The sequence below is a fragment of the Komagataeibacter xylinus genome, from assembly GCF_004302915.1.
Taxonomy (GTDB): domain Bacteria; phylum Pseudomonadota; class Alphaproteobacteria; order Acetobacterales; family Acetobacteraceae; genus Komagataeibacter; species Komagataeibacter xylinus_C.
In genome coordinates, this window is sequence record NZ_QQBI01000017.1 from 35,461 (window position 1) to 48,413 (window position 12,953).

Annotated in this window: 8 protein-coding genes and 1 pseudogene; 3 read left to right on the top strand and 6 right to left on the bottom strand. The window is 64.0% G+C overall.

Features of this window, described 5'->3' with window-relative positions; genetic code table 11:
• Window positions 1–8: 8 nt before the first annotated feature.
• The 5 genes and pseudogenes from DV027_RS10730 to DV027_RS10750 form a co-directional block, all read right to left on the bottom strand.
• A complete protein-coding gene (locus DV027_RS10730; RefSeq protein ID WP_242621849.1) occupies window positions 9–314 on the bottom strand; it encodes a hypothetical protein in 306 nt (101 codons plus the stop codon).
• A 79-nt stretch (window positions 315–393) separates the two neighbouring features.
• Window positions 394–600, bottom strand: coding sequence for a cold-shock protein (locus DV027_RS10735; RefSeq protein WP_061271879.1), 207 nt, complete (start codon window positions 598–600; stop codon window positions 394–396).
• Between the two features lie 226 nt (window positions 601–826).
• On the bottom strand, window positions 827–1,516 hold the full coding sequence (locus tag DV027_RS10740; protein WP_130731797.1) for a Fe2+-dependent dioxygenase: 690 nt from the start codon (window positions 1,514–1,516) through the stop codon (window positions 827–829).
• Window positions 1,517–1,544: 28 nt separating this feature from the next.
• Window positions 1,545–3,953: a TonB-dependent receptor gene (locus DV027_RS10745; RefSeq protein ID WP_130731798.1), complete on the bottom strand. Its 2,409-nt coding sequence runs from the start codon at window positions 3,951–3,953 to the stop codon at window positions 1,545–1,547.
• A 174-nt stretch (window positions 3,954–4,127) separates the two neighbouring features.
• A pseudogene (locus tag DV027_RS10750) lies at window positions 4,128–5,858 on the bottom strand (carbohydrate porin).
• Window positions 5,859–6,358: 500 nt separating this feature from the next.
• Between DV027_RS10750 and DV027_RS10755 the strand changes: the two are divergent.
• On the top strand, window positions 6,359–7,510 hold the full coding sequence (locus tag DV027_RS10755; protein WP_242621850.1) for a sensor histidine kinase: 1,152 nt from the start codon (window positions 6,359–6,361) through the stop codon (window positions 7,508–7,510).
• A 292-nt stretch (window positions 7,511–7,802) separates the two neighbouring features.
• Here the strand turns inward: DV027_RS10755 and DV027_RS10760 are convergent, their stop codons facing one another.
• Window positions 7,803–8,708: a LysR family transcriptional regulator gene (locus DV027_RS10760; protein ID WP_130731799.1), complete on the bottom strand. Its 906-nt coding sequence runs from the start codon at window positions 8,706–8,708 to the stop codon at window positions 7,803–7,805.
• Between the two features lie 118 nt (window positions 8,709–8,826).
• Here DV027_RS10760 and DV027_RS10765 point away from each other — a divergent pair, with 118 nt between their 5' ends.
• Complete coding sequence (locus DV027_RS10765) at window positions 8,827–10,539, top strand: oxaloacetate-decarboxylating malate dehydrogenase (RefSeq protein WP_130731800.1); 1,713 nt, start codon at window positions 8,827–8,829, stop codon at window positions 10,537–10,539.
• 326 nt (window positions 10,540–10,865) lie between these two features.
• Window positions 10,866–12,941: an FUSC family protein gene (locus tag DV027_RS10770; protein ID WP_130731801.1), complete on the top strand. Its 2,076-nt coding sequence runs from the start codon at window positions 10,866–10,868 to the stop codon at window positions 12,939–12,941.
• Window positions 12,942–12,953: the final 12 nt, after the last annotated feature.

Consider the following 12,953-nt stretch of genomic DNA (forward strand, 5'->3'; position numbering starts at 1 on the left):
TCATGTTGCTATTTATGGCCCATCTGCCGGGCAATGGCGCGTTCTGATTGCTCAAACGCCGCCCAGTCCTGCTCGTAGCGGTCGGGCTGGGGGGTGGGTGACGTATCGCCTGCATAAGGGGCATCCAACCCGGTCGTGCGGCTGCGCGAAGGCGGCATGGCTGCATGGGGCAGGGGTGCGAAGTGATTGAGTGAGGGTGGGGCATAGGCTGGCCCCATGGGGGCGGCAGGCAGGGCCACGCTTCCGTTCCAGCCACCAGGCTGGGGCATCTGCGCCCGGGCCACGCAGGCGGGCAGGCAGAGCAGGACTGTCATGATCAGCCGGAAAGCAGGCATCAGGTATAAAAAGCGGTAGAAATAAAAACGGCAGGAACCGGAGTTCCTGCCGCGTTTATCAGCCAATCTTGAGATTGACTGCAGAAGACTTGCCGTTACGGCCCCGCTCGAGGTCATACGTCACGGCCTGCCCTTCGGACAGGGTCTGCTGGCCAGCCTGCTCAACGGCAGAAATGTGCACGAAAGCATCGGCGCTTCCGTCATCAGGCTGGATAAATCCAAAGCCCTTCTGGGCGTTGAACCATTTAACTGTTCCTGCGGCCATAATTTGGCCTCCTTAGAATAACCGGCACCCCCACGCGAACATGCATGGGATCGAGACTTTTCGTTTTATCGGGGATGCCATAAGGCCGCTTGGTGTAGCTGCTCTGAAATCTTGTCCGTAGCTGAAAAGTCCAGCCGTGAGGACCTTCCTATAGGGGTTATCCGAAAATAGCACGTAAAATATTCAAAAAATCGGAAATATTTCCTCTACCCCATCGGATAATTGCTCACAGCAGGCACCACTGGCGCATCATGTTGTGGTAGATGTTGGTCAGTGACAGCACGGCGGGATCGGCATCCCCCAGCCGTTCGCGCAGCGATGTGACCTGCATGTCGAGGTCGAACATGATCTGCCTGCGGCTCTCCTCCGCAATCATCGACTGCGACCAGAAAAAAGCCGCCAGCCTGCACCCGCGCGTGACCGGTGTCACGCTGTGCAGCACCGTGGTGGGGTAGAGAATCATGTCACCCGCGGGCAGCCTGATGGCCTGCTCGTTGCCATTGGCGTGGATGGTCAGCTCCCCGCCGTCATATTCATCGGGATCGGAGAAGAACAGCGTGGAGGAGACATCGGTGCGGATGCGCGTGTGGATGCCACCTGCCAGGATGCCGCGTATGGCGTTATCGACATGCGCGCCAAAGTGCATGCCACCTTCATAGCGGTTGAACAGCGGCGGGCTGACCCGGTAGGGCAGCACCGCGCTGTTGAACAGGGCATTGCGCCCGAGTGCGTGCAGCACGATCTGGCCAAGTTCGCGGCATGCCTCGGAATCGCGGGGCAGTTGCAGGTTGTTCTTGGTTTTTGCCGACTGCACGCCCGCCGTCTCGCGGCCATCGGTCCATTGCGCATCGCGCAGGCGGGCGCGGCAGTGGGCGAGTTCATCGGCGTTGAGCAGGGCGGGGATGTGCAGCAGCATGGGCGTGGCCTTGGTTGATGGGGGTGGGTCAGTACTGCGCCGAGATGTTGAACAGGAACGACCGCCCGACGGAAGGAGTGACGCGGTTGGAGAACAGGCTGCCGTAATTGAGCCGGTTATCAAGGTTATAGGCGTTCATGGCCACTTTCCAGTTGTTGTTGAAGCGGTGGGCGACCATGGCGTCGAACTCCACCGTGGCGGGCGCGCGGGCGGTATTGAGCTGGTCGAGCCATACGCCCTGCCGCCAGGTGATGCCGCCGCCAACGGTCATGTTCCACGGTTTGCGCGGCGCGATCTCGTAGCTGGTCCAGGCGGTGGCCTGGTTATGGGGCACATACTGGATCTGCCCGCCCTGCTTGGATGAGGTGGAGCCCGCCTTGGTAATGGTGGGGTCATACAGCGCATAGGTGCCATAGAACATCCAGTTGCGCAGCAGCGTGCCCGATACGCTGAGTTCAAGCCCCTGGTTGCGCTCCTGGTCGCTGGTTGCGCTGACATCGCCCGTTGTGGGGTCGGTCTGGGTGGAGTTGTTCTTCTCGAGCCGGAACAGGGCCGCCGTAAAGCCGATACGGTCCTGGAAGGCGCTGTATTTGGCCCCCACCTCATACAGCCTGCTGCGCTCGGGGGCGGCGCTCTGGCTGGAGCGTGTCATCGGCTCGGAGCTGTTGGTCACGTACAGGCTGAGGGGCGTGGTGGATTCCGACCAGTTGAAATACACCATCAGGTTGCTGCGCGGGGTGTACATGAGGCTGACCGACGGGTTGATGGTGGTCTCGTTCTGGCCGTAGCTTACATCGGGCGTGGCCGTGCTGCCGCCGGTGGCGCTGTAGGTGCTGTTCCAGTGATCCCACCGGAAGCCCGCCTTGACCGACAGGTTTTTGGTCAGCCACACCTGGTCGGACAGGAAAAAGCCCACATCAAGTGCCGAACTGTCCTTGTAGCACTTGCGGCCCACGCCGTTGCCGATATTGACCAGGCGGTTGGGGTACTGGCTGCAGTTCCCCAGTGTCAGGCCGGGCACGTAGGGCGAGGGATCGAGCAGGCTGGTGCTGGGGCGGTTGGAGCCATAGGCGTAGTTCTGGCGGTGATCGGTCACATACTCGATGTCGAACCCGCCAATGATCTCGTGGCGGATATGCCCGGTGTGCAGATGCGCAATCCCCGAGAACACATCCTGGATCGACCAGTCGCTCTGCCGGTAGGGCTCGGGGCCGCCCACGCCACCATTGCGCGCCACCTGCGCATTGGCCGCGTTGCCGGACAGGTAATCCGACAGGCAGGTGGAGGAGGGGGCCACGCCGTTGATCGTGTTGTTGGTCAGCGTGGCGCCAGAGCTGAAATTGGAGCATGCCTCCTGCGAGGCCGAGAAATAACGGTGGAAGATGCCGCCACGCATGTCGTTATACAGCGTGAGGATGGGGCTGACCTTGGCGGTCAGGCGGCCGGTGATCATGTCATCGCTGGTATTGTCCTGGTCGTAGGTGGTGCCGTACCAGTTGGTGCGTTTCACGCCCCTTTCGGTCACCGGGTAGCCGATGCCGCCGGTGGGGGTGACAACCGGCACGCCATAATCAGGGATGCGGTTGTCGTTCTGGTGGAAGTATTCCAGAACGAACGAGACCTTCTTGCCCAGCCCGAACGCGATGGACGGCGCAATGCCCCAGCGATGCGAATAGATGTAGTCGCGCCCCACCACGTTGTTCTCGTTGCCCATGCCGGTCAGGCGGAAGGCGGTGGTGCTGTTGATCTGGTAGTTCACATCCAGCGTGCCACGGTAATATGACCCGCTTCCCCCCGAGAAACTGGCCTGGTAGCTGTTGCCCAGATGCGGCGTCTTGGTCACGATGTTGATGGCCCCACCCGTGGTGCCATTGCCGAACACCTCCGATGACGGGCCCTTGATGACCGAGACATGGTCATAATAGAAGCTGTCGCGCGCATAGACGCCAAAATCTCGCAGGCCGTTTTCATAAATGTCGTTCTGGGCCGCGAAACCGCGGATCAGGAACTGGTCGCCCGCCATGCCGCCTTCGCCTTCACCCACCGATGCGGTGATGCCGGGCACGTTCTTCAGCGCCTCGTCGAGCGATTTGACATTCTGCTGCTGCATGAGCACCTGCGGCACCACGTTCACGTTCTGGGGCGTGTGCATGGCATCCTGCGGCATGCGGCTCAGGCCGATGGATTCATGCAGGACATTCATGGGCGAGGCCGTGACGTGGGTGACGTCAAACCCGTGCTCCGCCTCATGGTTATAGGCATCCTGCTTTTTGGTGTCCTTTGCCGTGGCATTACCCGAAGGGGTGGTGGCCTGCGTATCGGTTGTGGGCACCGTGTCCTGTGCGGCATGCGCGCTGGTGGTGGCGCAGGCAAGGGCCATGGATGCGGTGAGCAGGGAGAATGGCCTGAGTTTCTGGCGGATGATTTTGTCGGTCATATTGCAACAGCCTCTTAATTGCAGAAGGCTGCAATATCGATTCTGATAATTAGTCGCAATATATCTCCATGGGGTTTGTCATAGTGTGTCACATAATTGCAACAAATTCGCATTCTCATTCACGACGCACGAAAAACCCCGCGCCGTGCGGGGCGCGGGGCAGGGGCCGTGTGGCTAGAGGTTGGCGATGACCTTCAGCCCCACGAGGGCCGCATTAGGGATGTGCTTGGTCTCGCCCGGGCGGATCATGTATTCGAACTCCGGCTGCACCAGGATGCCGGGCATCGCGTCAATGGCGTAATACGCCTCGATGATGTGGGAATCCGTCTGCGGCGCGCGTACGGAGGCGCCGAGCGAATAACCGGCCTCGTAACGCAAAATCTGCCCTTCCTCCTTGCGGTGGCTGACATGGTACCACGAATACATGATGCCTAGCCGGTCGGTCACGCGCGATGGAATGACACCCGCGAAGGACAGGCCACCATAGGCTTCATCCGAGATGGACGTGACATGCGGCGTGTTATGGATGTAGCCCGCCATCAGTTAGCCACCGGCCATCTGGTTGCGCCCGCCCCGGCGGTAGACCATCTGGTCGCCTTCAAACCAGAACATGTCCATCGGCGCCGAGCGCTGGTGGCCCGCCGCCGTGCGCAGGGCTGCGGGCAGGCCGATGCCGATCTCGTCGGGGTAGCGCGTGGTGTCATGCGCGTAGCCCACAATGTAGTGCCCCGGCAGGCGGTTACGGGTCAGGAAGGGCTGCCACGTGAACTCGACCGGCAGCATCACGCCGGTCGCCTTCTCGCTGCCCCAGGCCCAGCCGCTGGGGTTGTCACTCAGCGCATTGACCGAATAGGCACCGAACTGGATGGCCGTGTCACGCGTGGGGCGCAGGCGCAGGCGGCTGCCCCACGTGGCCTTGGGGTAGACCGAAAAGCCGGGATCGAGCTTGAGCGCCACGGGGGCCGAGCAGGTGACCATGAACGAGCACAGCAGCGGCGAGGTGGCAAACACATGGGTCAGCGCCATGCGGCCGAAGCTGATGTCGAGATGGTTGTCCAGCAGTTTCTTTTCGGCATAGAAATCAACCAGATGCGCCACCACGTTGCCAGAGAGGCCATATACTTCCTGCAGGTTGACGTAATATTCGCCCACCCGGTCATGGCTCACGGCGTGGCCTGCGCGTTCCATCACCAGCGTATGGACTGACCAGCCCTTGATTCCGGCCATTTTCTCAAGGTCGAAGTTCACCTGCGCGGTCAGTTCATGCACGTAGCTCATGCCACGCTGCACGCCACCATCAATCACGCCCATCGCCTCGCCCTTATAGGTAAAGGCAAAGCTCACGCCGTGGTCGCGCAGGCGTCTGCGCAGCGGGTCGAGCAGCGGCACCAGGTGGCCGCTGCCTGCGGTGGGCACGTAGTACGGGTCCTCGAGGTCGCTGTCATGCTGGGCGTCGATCCAGCCCGGCAGCAGGCCGGAGGGGCCTTCATGGTGGGACAGCGCATCAAGTTCGATCTGGTGGAAGGCCTTGCTGTCACCGGGGCTGCTGACCGGGGCCACGCTCATGGTGGCCAGGCCCGCGGAGGGAAAGGCCGGCACGCCGCTGGGCGGAATGGGCGTGTTGGGTGGCCTGCGGATGGCCTGTGGCTGGGGGCCAAGCCGCTCGGCATCGAGGCGCATGCTGATCTGTTCCTCCTGCGTCATGCCGGTCGAGGGCATGGCCGAGACCGCGCCGGGCGCCATGATGGAGGGCACCGGCTTCATGCCGGGGTCAACTGCCGTCTGGGCATGGGCGTGCTGGGCCGGGGCCAGCGCAGTGGCGCCTGCGGCCAGCAGCCATCCCCAGCCGGGGGAGAACGGCGCGCGCGCACGCCCATTGGCGTGTGGGGAGATATGTCTTGTCATGTCTGTCGATTTTCTTGCGGCCCGGTCCATCACGGGACGGGGCAGGGTGCCGGGAAAAAGGGATGCGGGCCTCAGCCGGGGGGCTGGCCCATGTGCGCGGCAGGAAAAACGACAGGCGCGCGGTTGCGCGGGCGGGACTGGATCATGATTTGAGGCACCATTGTTCTTGTTTTTTTAGGAGACTGTTTAAAATAAACCGCCGCTGAGAATGAAAGTTTTCAGCCCCCGTCTTTTTCAGGGCGGTTTTGTGGCAGCGCTTTCGTGAGAAACTTCATGCGTCCTGCGGGTGCCCTGTGGGCGGGTTTTTTCAAAACAGTCTCCATGCTGGGGAAAGATTGGACTAAAATTATAAAATTGTCAAACTGATAATAACTATATTAATTTTGCACCGCACAAATTGTAATTTTATTTCGTTTGTCATTCTGGTTTCCGCTGTTCTCCCATTCATGGTATCGCGCCTGTGGTGCCGTGGGGCAGGCTCGCGATAGGGGGAGAACGGTGTGTCTGCGCTTGTGCTTGTGGTGATGGGTTTCGCGGCGGGGGCGCTGCTTGGGGGGTATGGCGCGTGGCGTTATGGCGCGGCGGGGCGGCTGTCGGGCTACCCTGTGCGCCTGCAGGCCGACCCCGTGGGCGCGGATGAGGATACGGTGCCGGTCGATGACCTGCCCGTGTCGCTGCTGGTGCTGGCCCGTGGCGGGCGGCTGTTGCATGCCGGTGCCCGCGCGCAGGTGGAATTTGCCGAGGGCCTGGGCATGTTCGTGCGCCACCCCGCGCTCCAGCGTGCCGTGGCCGAACTGCGCCCCGGCGGGGTGACGGAGGTGACCATCGAGGCCGACGTGCCGGTGCGCCGCGTGGTGCAGGCCTTTGTCAGGGCCGGGATATGGCACGGACAGCCCGCCTGCGTTGTGGTGCTGCTTGACGCCACGGCACGTGACGCGCTCGATCGCGCGCGCAGCGACTTCGTGGCCCATGCCAGCCATGAACTCCGCACCCCGCTTGCCGCCCTGATCGGCTTTATCGAGACCCTGCAGGGCCCGGCTGCCAATGATGCCACGGCACGGCACAAATTCCTTGCCATCATGGCCCGGCAGGCCAGCCGCATGCAGCGCCTGATCGACCGGCTGCTCTACCTCTCGCGCGTGCAGATGCTCGAGCACCAGCGCCCGCAGGGCATGATTGCGGTGACCGACCTGTTTGCCCGCTTCAATGAGGAGATGCAGGGCAAGCCCGAGGCTGACCGTGCGGCCCTGGTGCTGCATCCCGCCCCCGCAGGCACGTTGCGCGGTGATGCCGACCAGATATTGCAGGTGCTCGTCAACCTGAGCGAGAACGCCCTGCGTTATGGCAGGCCGCAGCCGCCTGCCGAACCGCGTATCGAAATCGCGGCGCAGTGGCAGGATAATGGCGGCCTGCTGCTCTCGGTGCGTGATAACGGGCCGGGCATCGCCCCGCAGCACCTGCCGCGCTTGACCGAGCGTTTCTACCGTGTCTCGCCCACGCCAGGGGCCGGCGGCGAGCAGGGCACGGGGCTTGGGCTGGCCATCGTGCGCCATATCGTTGACCGCCATGGCGGGCGGCTCGACATCACCAGCGCGCCGGGGCAGGGCACCTGCTGCACGGTGTGGCTGCCGGGCAGCGCGAATGCCGTGTAATTATCGGTCCTGACTGTTTTTGAAGCCGCGTCTTTACGCGTAAGGAAGTCTGTTCATGACAGATGCCGCGACAGATCTCGCCCGGTTCCTGCAGGCCCCGGAAAGCACGGCCAATTGTGCCTTTCACGCCGCCGGACGAGGATGATCTGGCTGATCGAGACGAAACTGGCATGCGCCATCTGGGGATGGGGCGGGGCGCTGCGCATGATGCGTACAGGCGGCAGGCCCGGTTGTGGTGGCGAGCGGATATGTGTGTGTCTATTACGCGCCCATCCCGCCCTCCTGACCGGGCCTAGGTGCCGAAATAGGCCTGCCGCAGTTCCTTGCGCACGAAGTCGAGGAATAGCCGCGTGCGCGAGGGCAGGTGCGTGCGCGAGGGGTAGACCGCGCACAGGGTCACGTCCTCCCACCTGTAGGTGCTGAGGCATTCGATCAGTCTGCCGCATTTCAGGTCATCGGCAATGTCCCACAGTACCTTGAGCGCAATGCCGCGCCCGCTCACCGCCCAGTCATGCACCACCTCGCTGCTCGATGTGGCGAGGCGGGGGGTGACATGCACTTCCTTGCGGGCCTTGCCATCAAAATACACCCATTCGTTAAAAATGCGCTGGCGGCGGATCAGGCAGATGCAGTCATGCTTGAGCAGGTCGTGCGGCGTGGCGGGCAGGCCCTTGCGGTCACGGTATTCGGGTGAGGCACAGACCACGCGGCGGCTGTTGATCAGGCTGGTGGTCATCACCTCCTGATCGGGCGGCATGCCGGGGCGGATGGCAATGTCCAGCCCGTCATCGATCACGTCCAGCCCGGCATCGGACAGGGTGAGCTGCACCGTCACCTCGGGGTACTGCTCCACGAAGGCCGCCACCACGCCAGCCAGCATCTTGCGCCCGATCTCCGATGGCACGCCCACGCGCAGCAGCCCGCGCGGAATGCCCGCGCGCGCGGTCAGTTCGGCTTCCGCCTCATCCACTTCCTGCATGATGCGCACGGCATGCTCGTGCAGGCGCTGCCCTTCCGCCGTGAGCGCGAAATGGCGCGAGGTGCGCGTGACCAGCCGCGTGCCCAGCCGGGCCTCCATGGTGCTCAGCCTGCGGCTCATGGCGGCGGGCGAAAGGCCCATGGCGCGCGCGCAGCCCGCAATGCTGCCTGCCGCGGCAAGGATGCAGAAAAATCTCAGGTCACTGATCTCGTCAGGCAACTGCCGGCTCCATGATTGCGTTTGGCGTACGGTTGGCGTGCATGCCCATGCCCTACACGAAGATGTGCAGATCCGTATCCTGCGGCTCTTTCAATCGTTATCACAATATCGGGTCATTATGTCGGATACAGCGCGGGCCATGCTTTCCTCTTCCCTCAAAACGGCTTTGTCTGGCAGGGAACTTCTGGATTGCCCTGTGCTGAACAAGGGAAATGCATTCGACAGGCGCGAACGTGACCTGTTCGGGCTGCATGGCCTGCTGCCCGCCTCCGTCGCCACCCTGGCCGAGCAGGCCGATCTTGCCCGCGCCCGCCTTGCCGCTCTACCAGACAATTTTGCGCGACATATTGCGCTACGCGAAATCCAGGACCGGAACGAAACGCTTTTCTACGCCATCATAGACGAGGCGCTCGAGGCCTGGCTGCCCATCATCTACACCCCCGCCATCGGCCGGGCGTGCCGTGAGTTCAGCCATATCTGGACCCGCCCGCGCGGCCTGTTCCTGAGCTATGCCGACCACCGTGGCCGCATTGCCGAGATCCTGGCCAACCCGCAGTTTGATGGCGTGCGCGTGATCGTGGCGAGCGATGGCGGCAGCATCCTTGGCATTGGCGACCAAGGGGCCAATGGCATGGGCATCCCCATTGGCAAGCTCTCGCTCTATACCGCCTGTGGCGGCCTCGACCCCGCCCGCGCGCTGCCCGTCCTGCTCGATGTGGGCACCGATAACGAGACCCTGCTGGCCGACCCCGAATATATCGGCTGGCGGCACGCCCGCGTGCGCGGCGCGGAATACGATGCCTTCATTGCCGAATTCGTTCAGGCCGTGAACACGCGCTGGCCCAATATCGCCCTGCATTGGGAAGATCTTTCGGGTGCCGACGCGCTGCGCATCCTGCGCCGCTATCGCGATGGCATGTGTACCTATAATGATGACATCCAGGGCACGGCGGGTGTGACCGCCGGGGCGCTGCTCGCGGCCATCAGGGCCGGTGGCGCCCCGCTTGATGCCCAGAAGATCGTCATTTTCGGCGCGGGTGGCGCAGGGTGCGGCATTGCCGACCTGCTGGCGCAGATGATGGTGGCAGGCGGCATGACGGCGCAGGAGGCCAGCCGCCGCTTCTTCATGGTCGATATCAACGGCCTCGTGCGCGAGGGCATGCCGGGGGTGACCGAGGGGCAGCAGCCCTTCGCCCAGCCTGCCGATGTGGCATTGGACTGGCGCGTGGATGACGCCGCCAATATTACGCTCGCCGAGGTCATGGCCCATGTGCAGCCCACCATGCTGATCGGCACATCAGGGCAGGGCGGGGCGTTCACGCGCGAGATCGTGGCCCCCATGGCGCAGCAGGCGGCGCGGCCCATCATCTTCGCGCTGTCCAATCCCACCGCCAATATCGAGGCCACCCCCGCCGACCTGCTGGCGTGGACGCAGGGGCGCGCCATCATCGGCACGGGGGGCCCGTTCGCGCCTGTTGAGTATGCCGGGCGTATGCGCCCGGTTGACCAGATCAACAATTCCTATGTCTTTCCCGGCGTGGGGCTTGCAGTGGTAGCCGGTGGCATCACGCGCATGACCGATGGCATGTTCCTTGCCGCGGCCCATGCGCTCGCCGCCCTCTCGCCTGCTGCAAAGGCCGCCGACCCCACGACCGCGCCCCTGCTGCCACCCGTATCGGAACTGCGGCTCGTGGCGACAGCCGTGGCCCGCGCCGTAATCGCGCAGGGGCAGAAGGAAGGCGTGGCCCCGCAGGCTGCGGCCCACGATGTCGAGTCCGCCCTGCGCGACGCGGTGTGGACCGCCCGCTACCGTCCGTACGAGAAAGCCTGAATCCCGGTATTTTCGGATGGAAATATGTGCAGGCAACGCCTTGATGCCCAATGATGAAAGGCCCCCCCATGCCGCCTTTTTTCAGGAATGCGGCGTTTTAGTGCGGCATTCTGGCAAAAGCATTGGCACGATGCGCCCGTGCCTGGCCAAGTGCGCGGACAGGTTTTTCATAAAGATCATGCAGCCCATGGCGTTGCCGCACGGGCGCGCGCCATGCTCCCCGGCCCCGACCGGTTGGGGAGCCGCGTTCTGAGGTTGCCGTGCATGCGCACCCAAACGGTCCGCGCTGGGAGGGGCTGCGAGCAGCCCGGCCGGGGTAGGGCTGGATGAATGGCGCGCGCTTCATACCCGGCCCCGCCGCACGCCTGCGCTGGCCACTCGGGGTGGACTGGCTGCGCTGGCTGGTCTGCCCCACGCCACAGGCCGTGGGCTTTGCGCTGCGCAATACGGCGGCCTCGCTCATAGCCCTTGCCATTGCGCTGTGGATGGAACTCGACAGCCCGCAATGGGCGGTGGCCACCGTGTGGTCGGTAGCCCAGGTGCGGCGTGGGGAGAGCATGTCCAAGGCGCGGTGGCGCATCGTGGGCACGCTGGTCGGCGCGGTGGCGGCCGTGGTGTTCATCGGGGCCTTTCCGCAGCAGTCATGGCTGTTTTTCCCTGCCGTTGCGACGTGGATCGGCCTGTGCAGCTTTCTGGCCACGTTCTGCCTCAACTTCCGCTCCTATGCGTTCGTGCTGTCAGGCTATACGTGCTCGATCATTGCGGTGGCGGCGGCATCCGAGCCCGATAACGTGTTTTTCATCGCCATGTCGCGTGCCAGCTATATTGTGCTGGGCGTGGTGTGCGAGGCGGCGATGGGGGTGCTGTTCACCTTCAACCTGGCCACGCGCGCGCAGGCCACCATGGTGGGGCAGGTGGAAGACGTGCTGCACCGGCTCGGTGGCCTGCTGCGCGAGATCGTGCTGCATGAGCGTGACACGCTGGTCCATGCCGGTGAGTTTTCCGACATGCTGGTATCGGTGCATCAGGGGCTGGAGTTCCCGGCCATCGAGATGGGGCGGCAGGTGCATGCGGGCGATCATGCCCGCGCGGTGCTGGCCGAGGTTTCAATCCTTGTCACCCGCCTTGTCGGCCTGTCTGGCGGCACGGAGCGGGCCATGCTGGCTGATGACGCGGCGCTGGCCGATACGCGCGGGCAATTGCTGCATCTGTGCGACCGGCTGGCCGCCTGCCGCCTTGAAGCCGGCGCGCTGGATGATCTGTGCGCGCAGGTCACGCATCTGCATGCCCTGTTTGAGCAGCGCGCCGCGCGGGGCGCGCATGAGATGGCGCGCGTAACCCACGGCGTGCTGGCCGCCACCATGGAGGATTTACAGACCGCGCTTGACCACGCCCATGCCATTTTCAGCCCGCCGCCGCATGACCGCTTCCGCTTTCACCTTGGCGGGCATCGTGATATCCGCCTAGCGTTCCATAACGGGTTGCGGGGAGCCGCGGCCATCATGCTCGCCGCCCTTGTCTATGAATGCACGGCGTGGCCCGGTGGCATGGGGTTCATCGCCATCACCACGCTGGTGTGCGGGCTGTTCGCCACGCGCGAGAACCCGGTGGTGGCCACCACGCGCTTCCTGTCTGGGGCGGTGTGGTCCGCCGTGGCAGCGGGGTGCCTGAGCCTGTGGCTGATCCCGTATCTGAGTAATTACGAGGAACTGGCCTTCGTGCTCGGCCTCTTCCTGTTCGTGGGCGGGCTGGCCAAGTGTAACCGGGGCACGGCAGGGGCGGCGGCGGCCTACGGGCTGCTCATGCCCAACCTGCTCATGACTGGCAACCAGAGCCGGGTGGATGAGATCGCCTTCCTCAACAACGCGCTGCACACGGTGCTGGCCGTCGGGCTGAGCGTGCTGGTGTTCCGCCTCGTGCTGCCCTTCAGGGCGCGGGCCGAGCGGCTGCGTTTTGGCGCGCATATGCGCGGCGAGTTGCGGCGGCTGTGCCTCGTGCCGCTGCCGCCTTCGCCCCAGTGGTGGATCGGCACGAGTGTTGACCGGATCGGGCGCATGGTGCGCCACGCGGCGCAGGCGGGCGACCATACGGCGGGTGGCGGCATCCGGCTCATGCTCATGTTCTCCTCCGTGGGGCTGAACATCCTGCTGCTGCGTGGGCTCAAGCGCCAGCGGCGCGACAGCGCAACCGACATCATCACCACCCTGCTGCGCGCGCTGGTGCGCTACCGGCCCATCAGCCCGCGCGGGGTGGCCGTGGTGCGGGCGGCGCGCAGGCGGCTGGCCCGGCTGGAAAAAGCCGACCCCGGCAATGGCCGGCTGCTTGAGGTGCTGGCCTGCCTTGATGGCATTGCCCGCACGGCCACGGCCTGCCTGAGCGCGATGGAAGCTGGAGTGGAATGACACCAAAAACTT

Coding starts and splice junctions, on each gene's coding strand:
- DV027_RS10730 (WP_242621849.1), bottom strand. CDS start 314: ATGACAGTCCTGCTCTGCCTGCCCGCCTGCGTGGCCCGGGCGCAGATG.
- DV027_RS10735 (WP_061271879.1), bottom strand. CDS start 600: ATGGCCGCAGGAACAGTTAAATGGTTCAACGCCCAGAAGGGCTTTGGA.
- DV027_RS10740 (WP_130731797.1), bottom strand. CDS start 1,516: ATGCTGCTGCACATCCCCGCCCTGCTCAACGCCGATGAACTCGCCCAC.
- DV027_RS10745 (WP_130731798.1), bottom strand. CDS start 3,953: ATGACCGACAAAATCATCCGCCAGAAACTCAGGCCATTCTCCCTGCTC.
- DV027_RS10765 (WP_130731800.1), top strand. CDS start 8,827: ATGTCGGATACAGCGCGGGCCATGCTTTCCTCTTCCCTCAAAACGGCT.
- DV027_RS10770 (WP_130731801.1), top strand. CDS start 10,866: ATGAATGGCGCGCGCTTCATACCCGGCCCCGCCGCACGCCTGCGCTGG.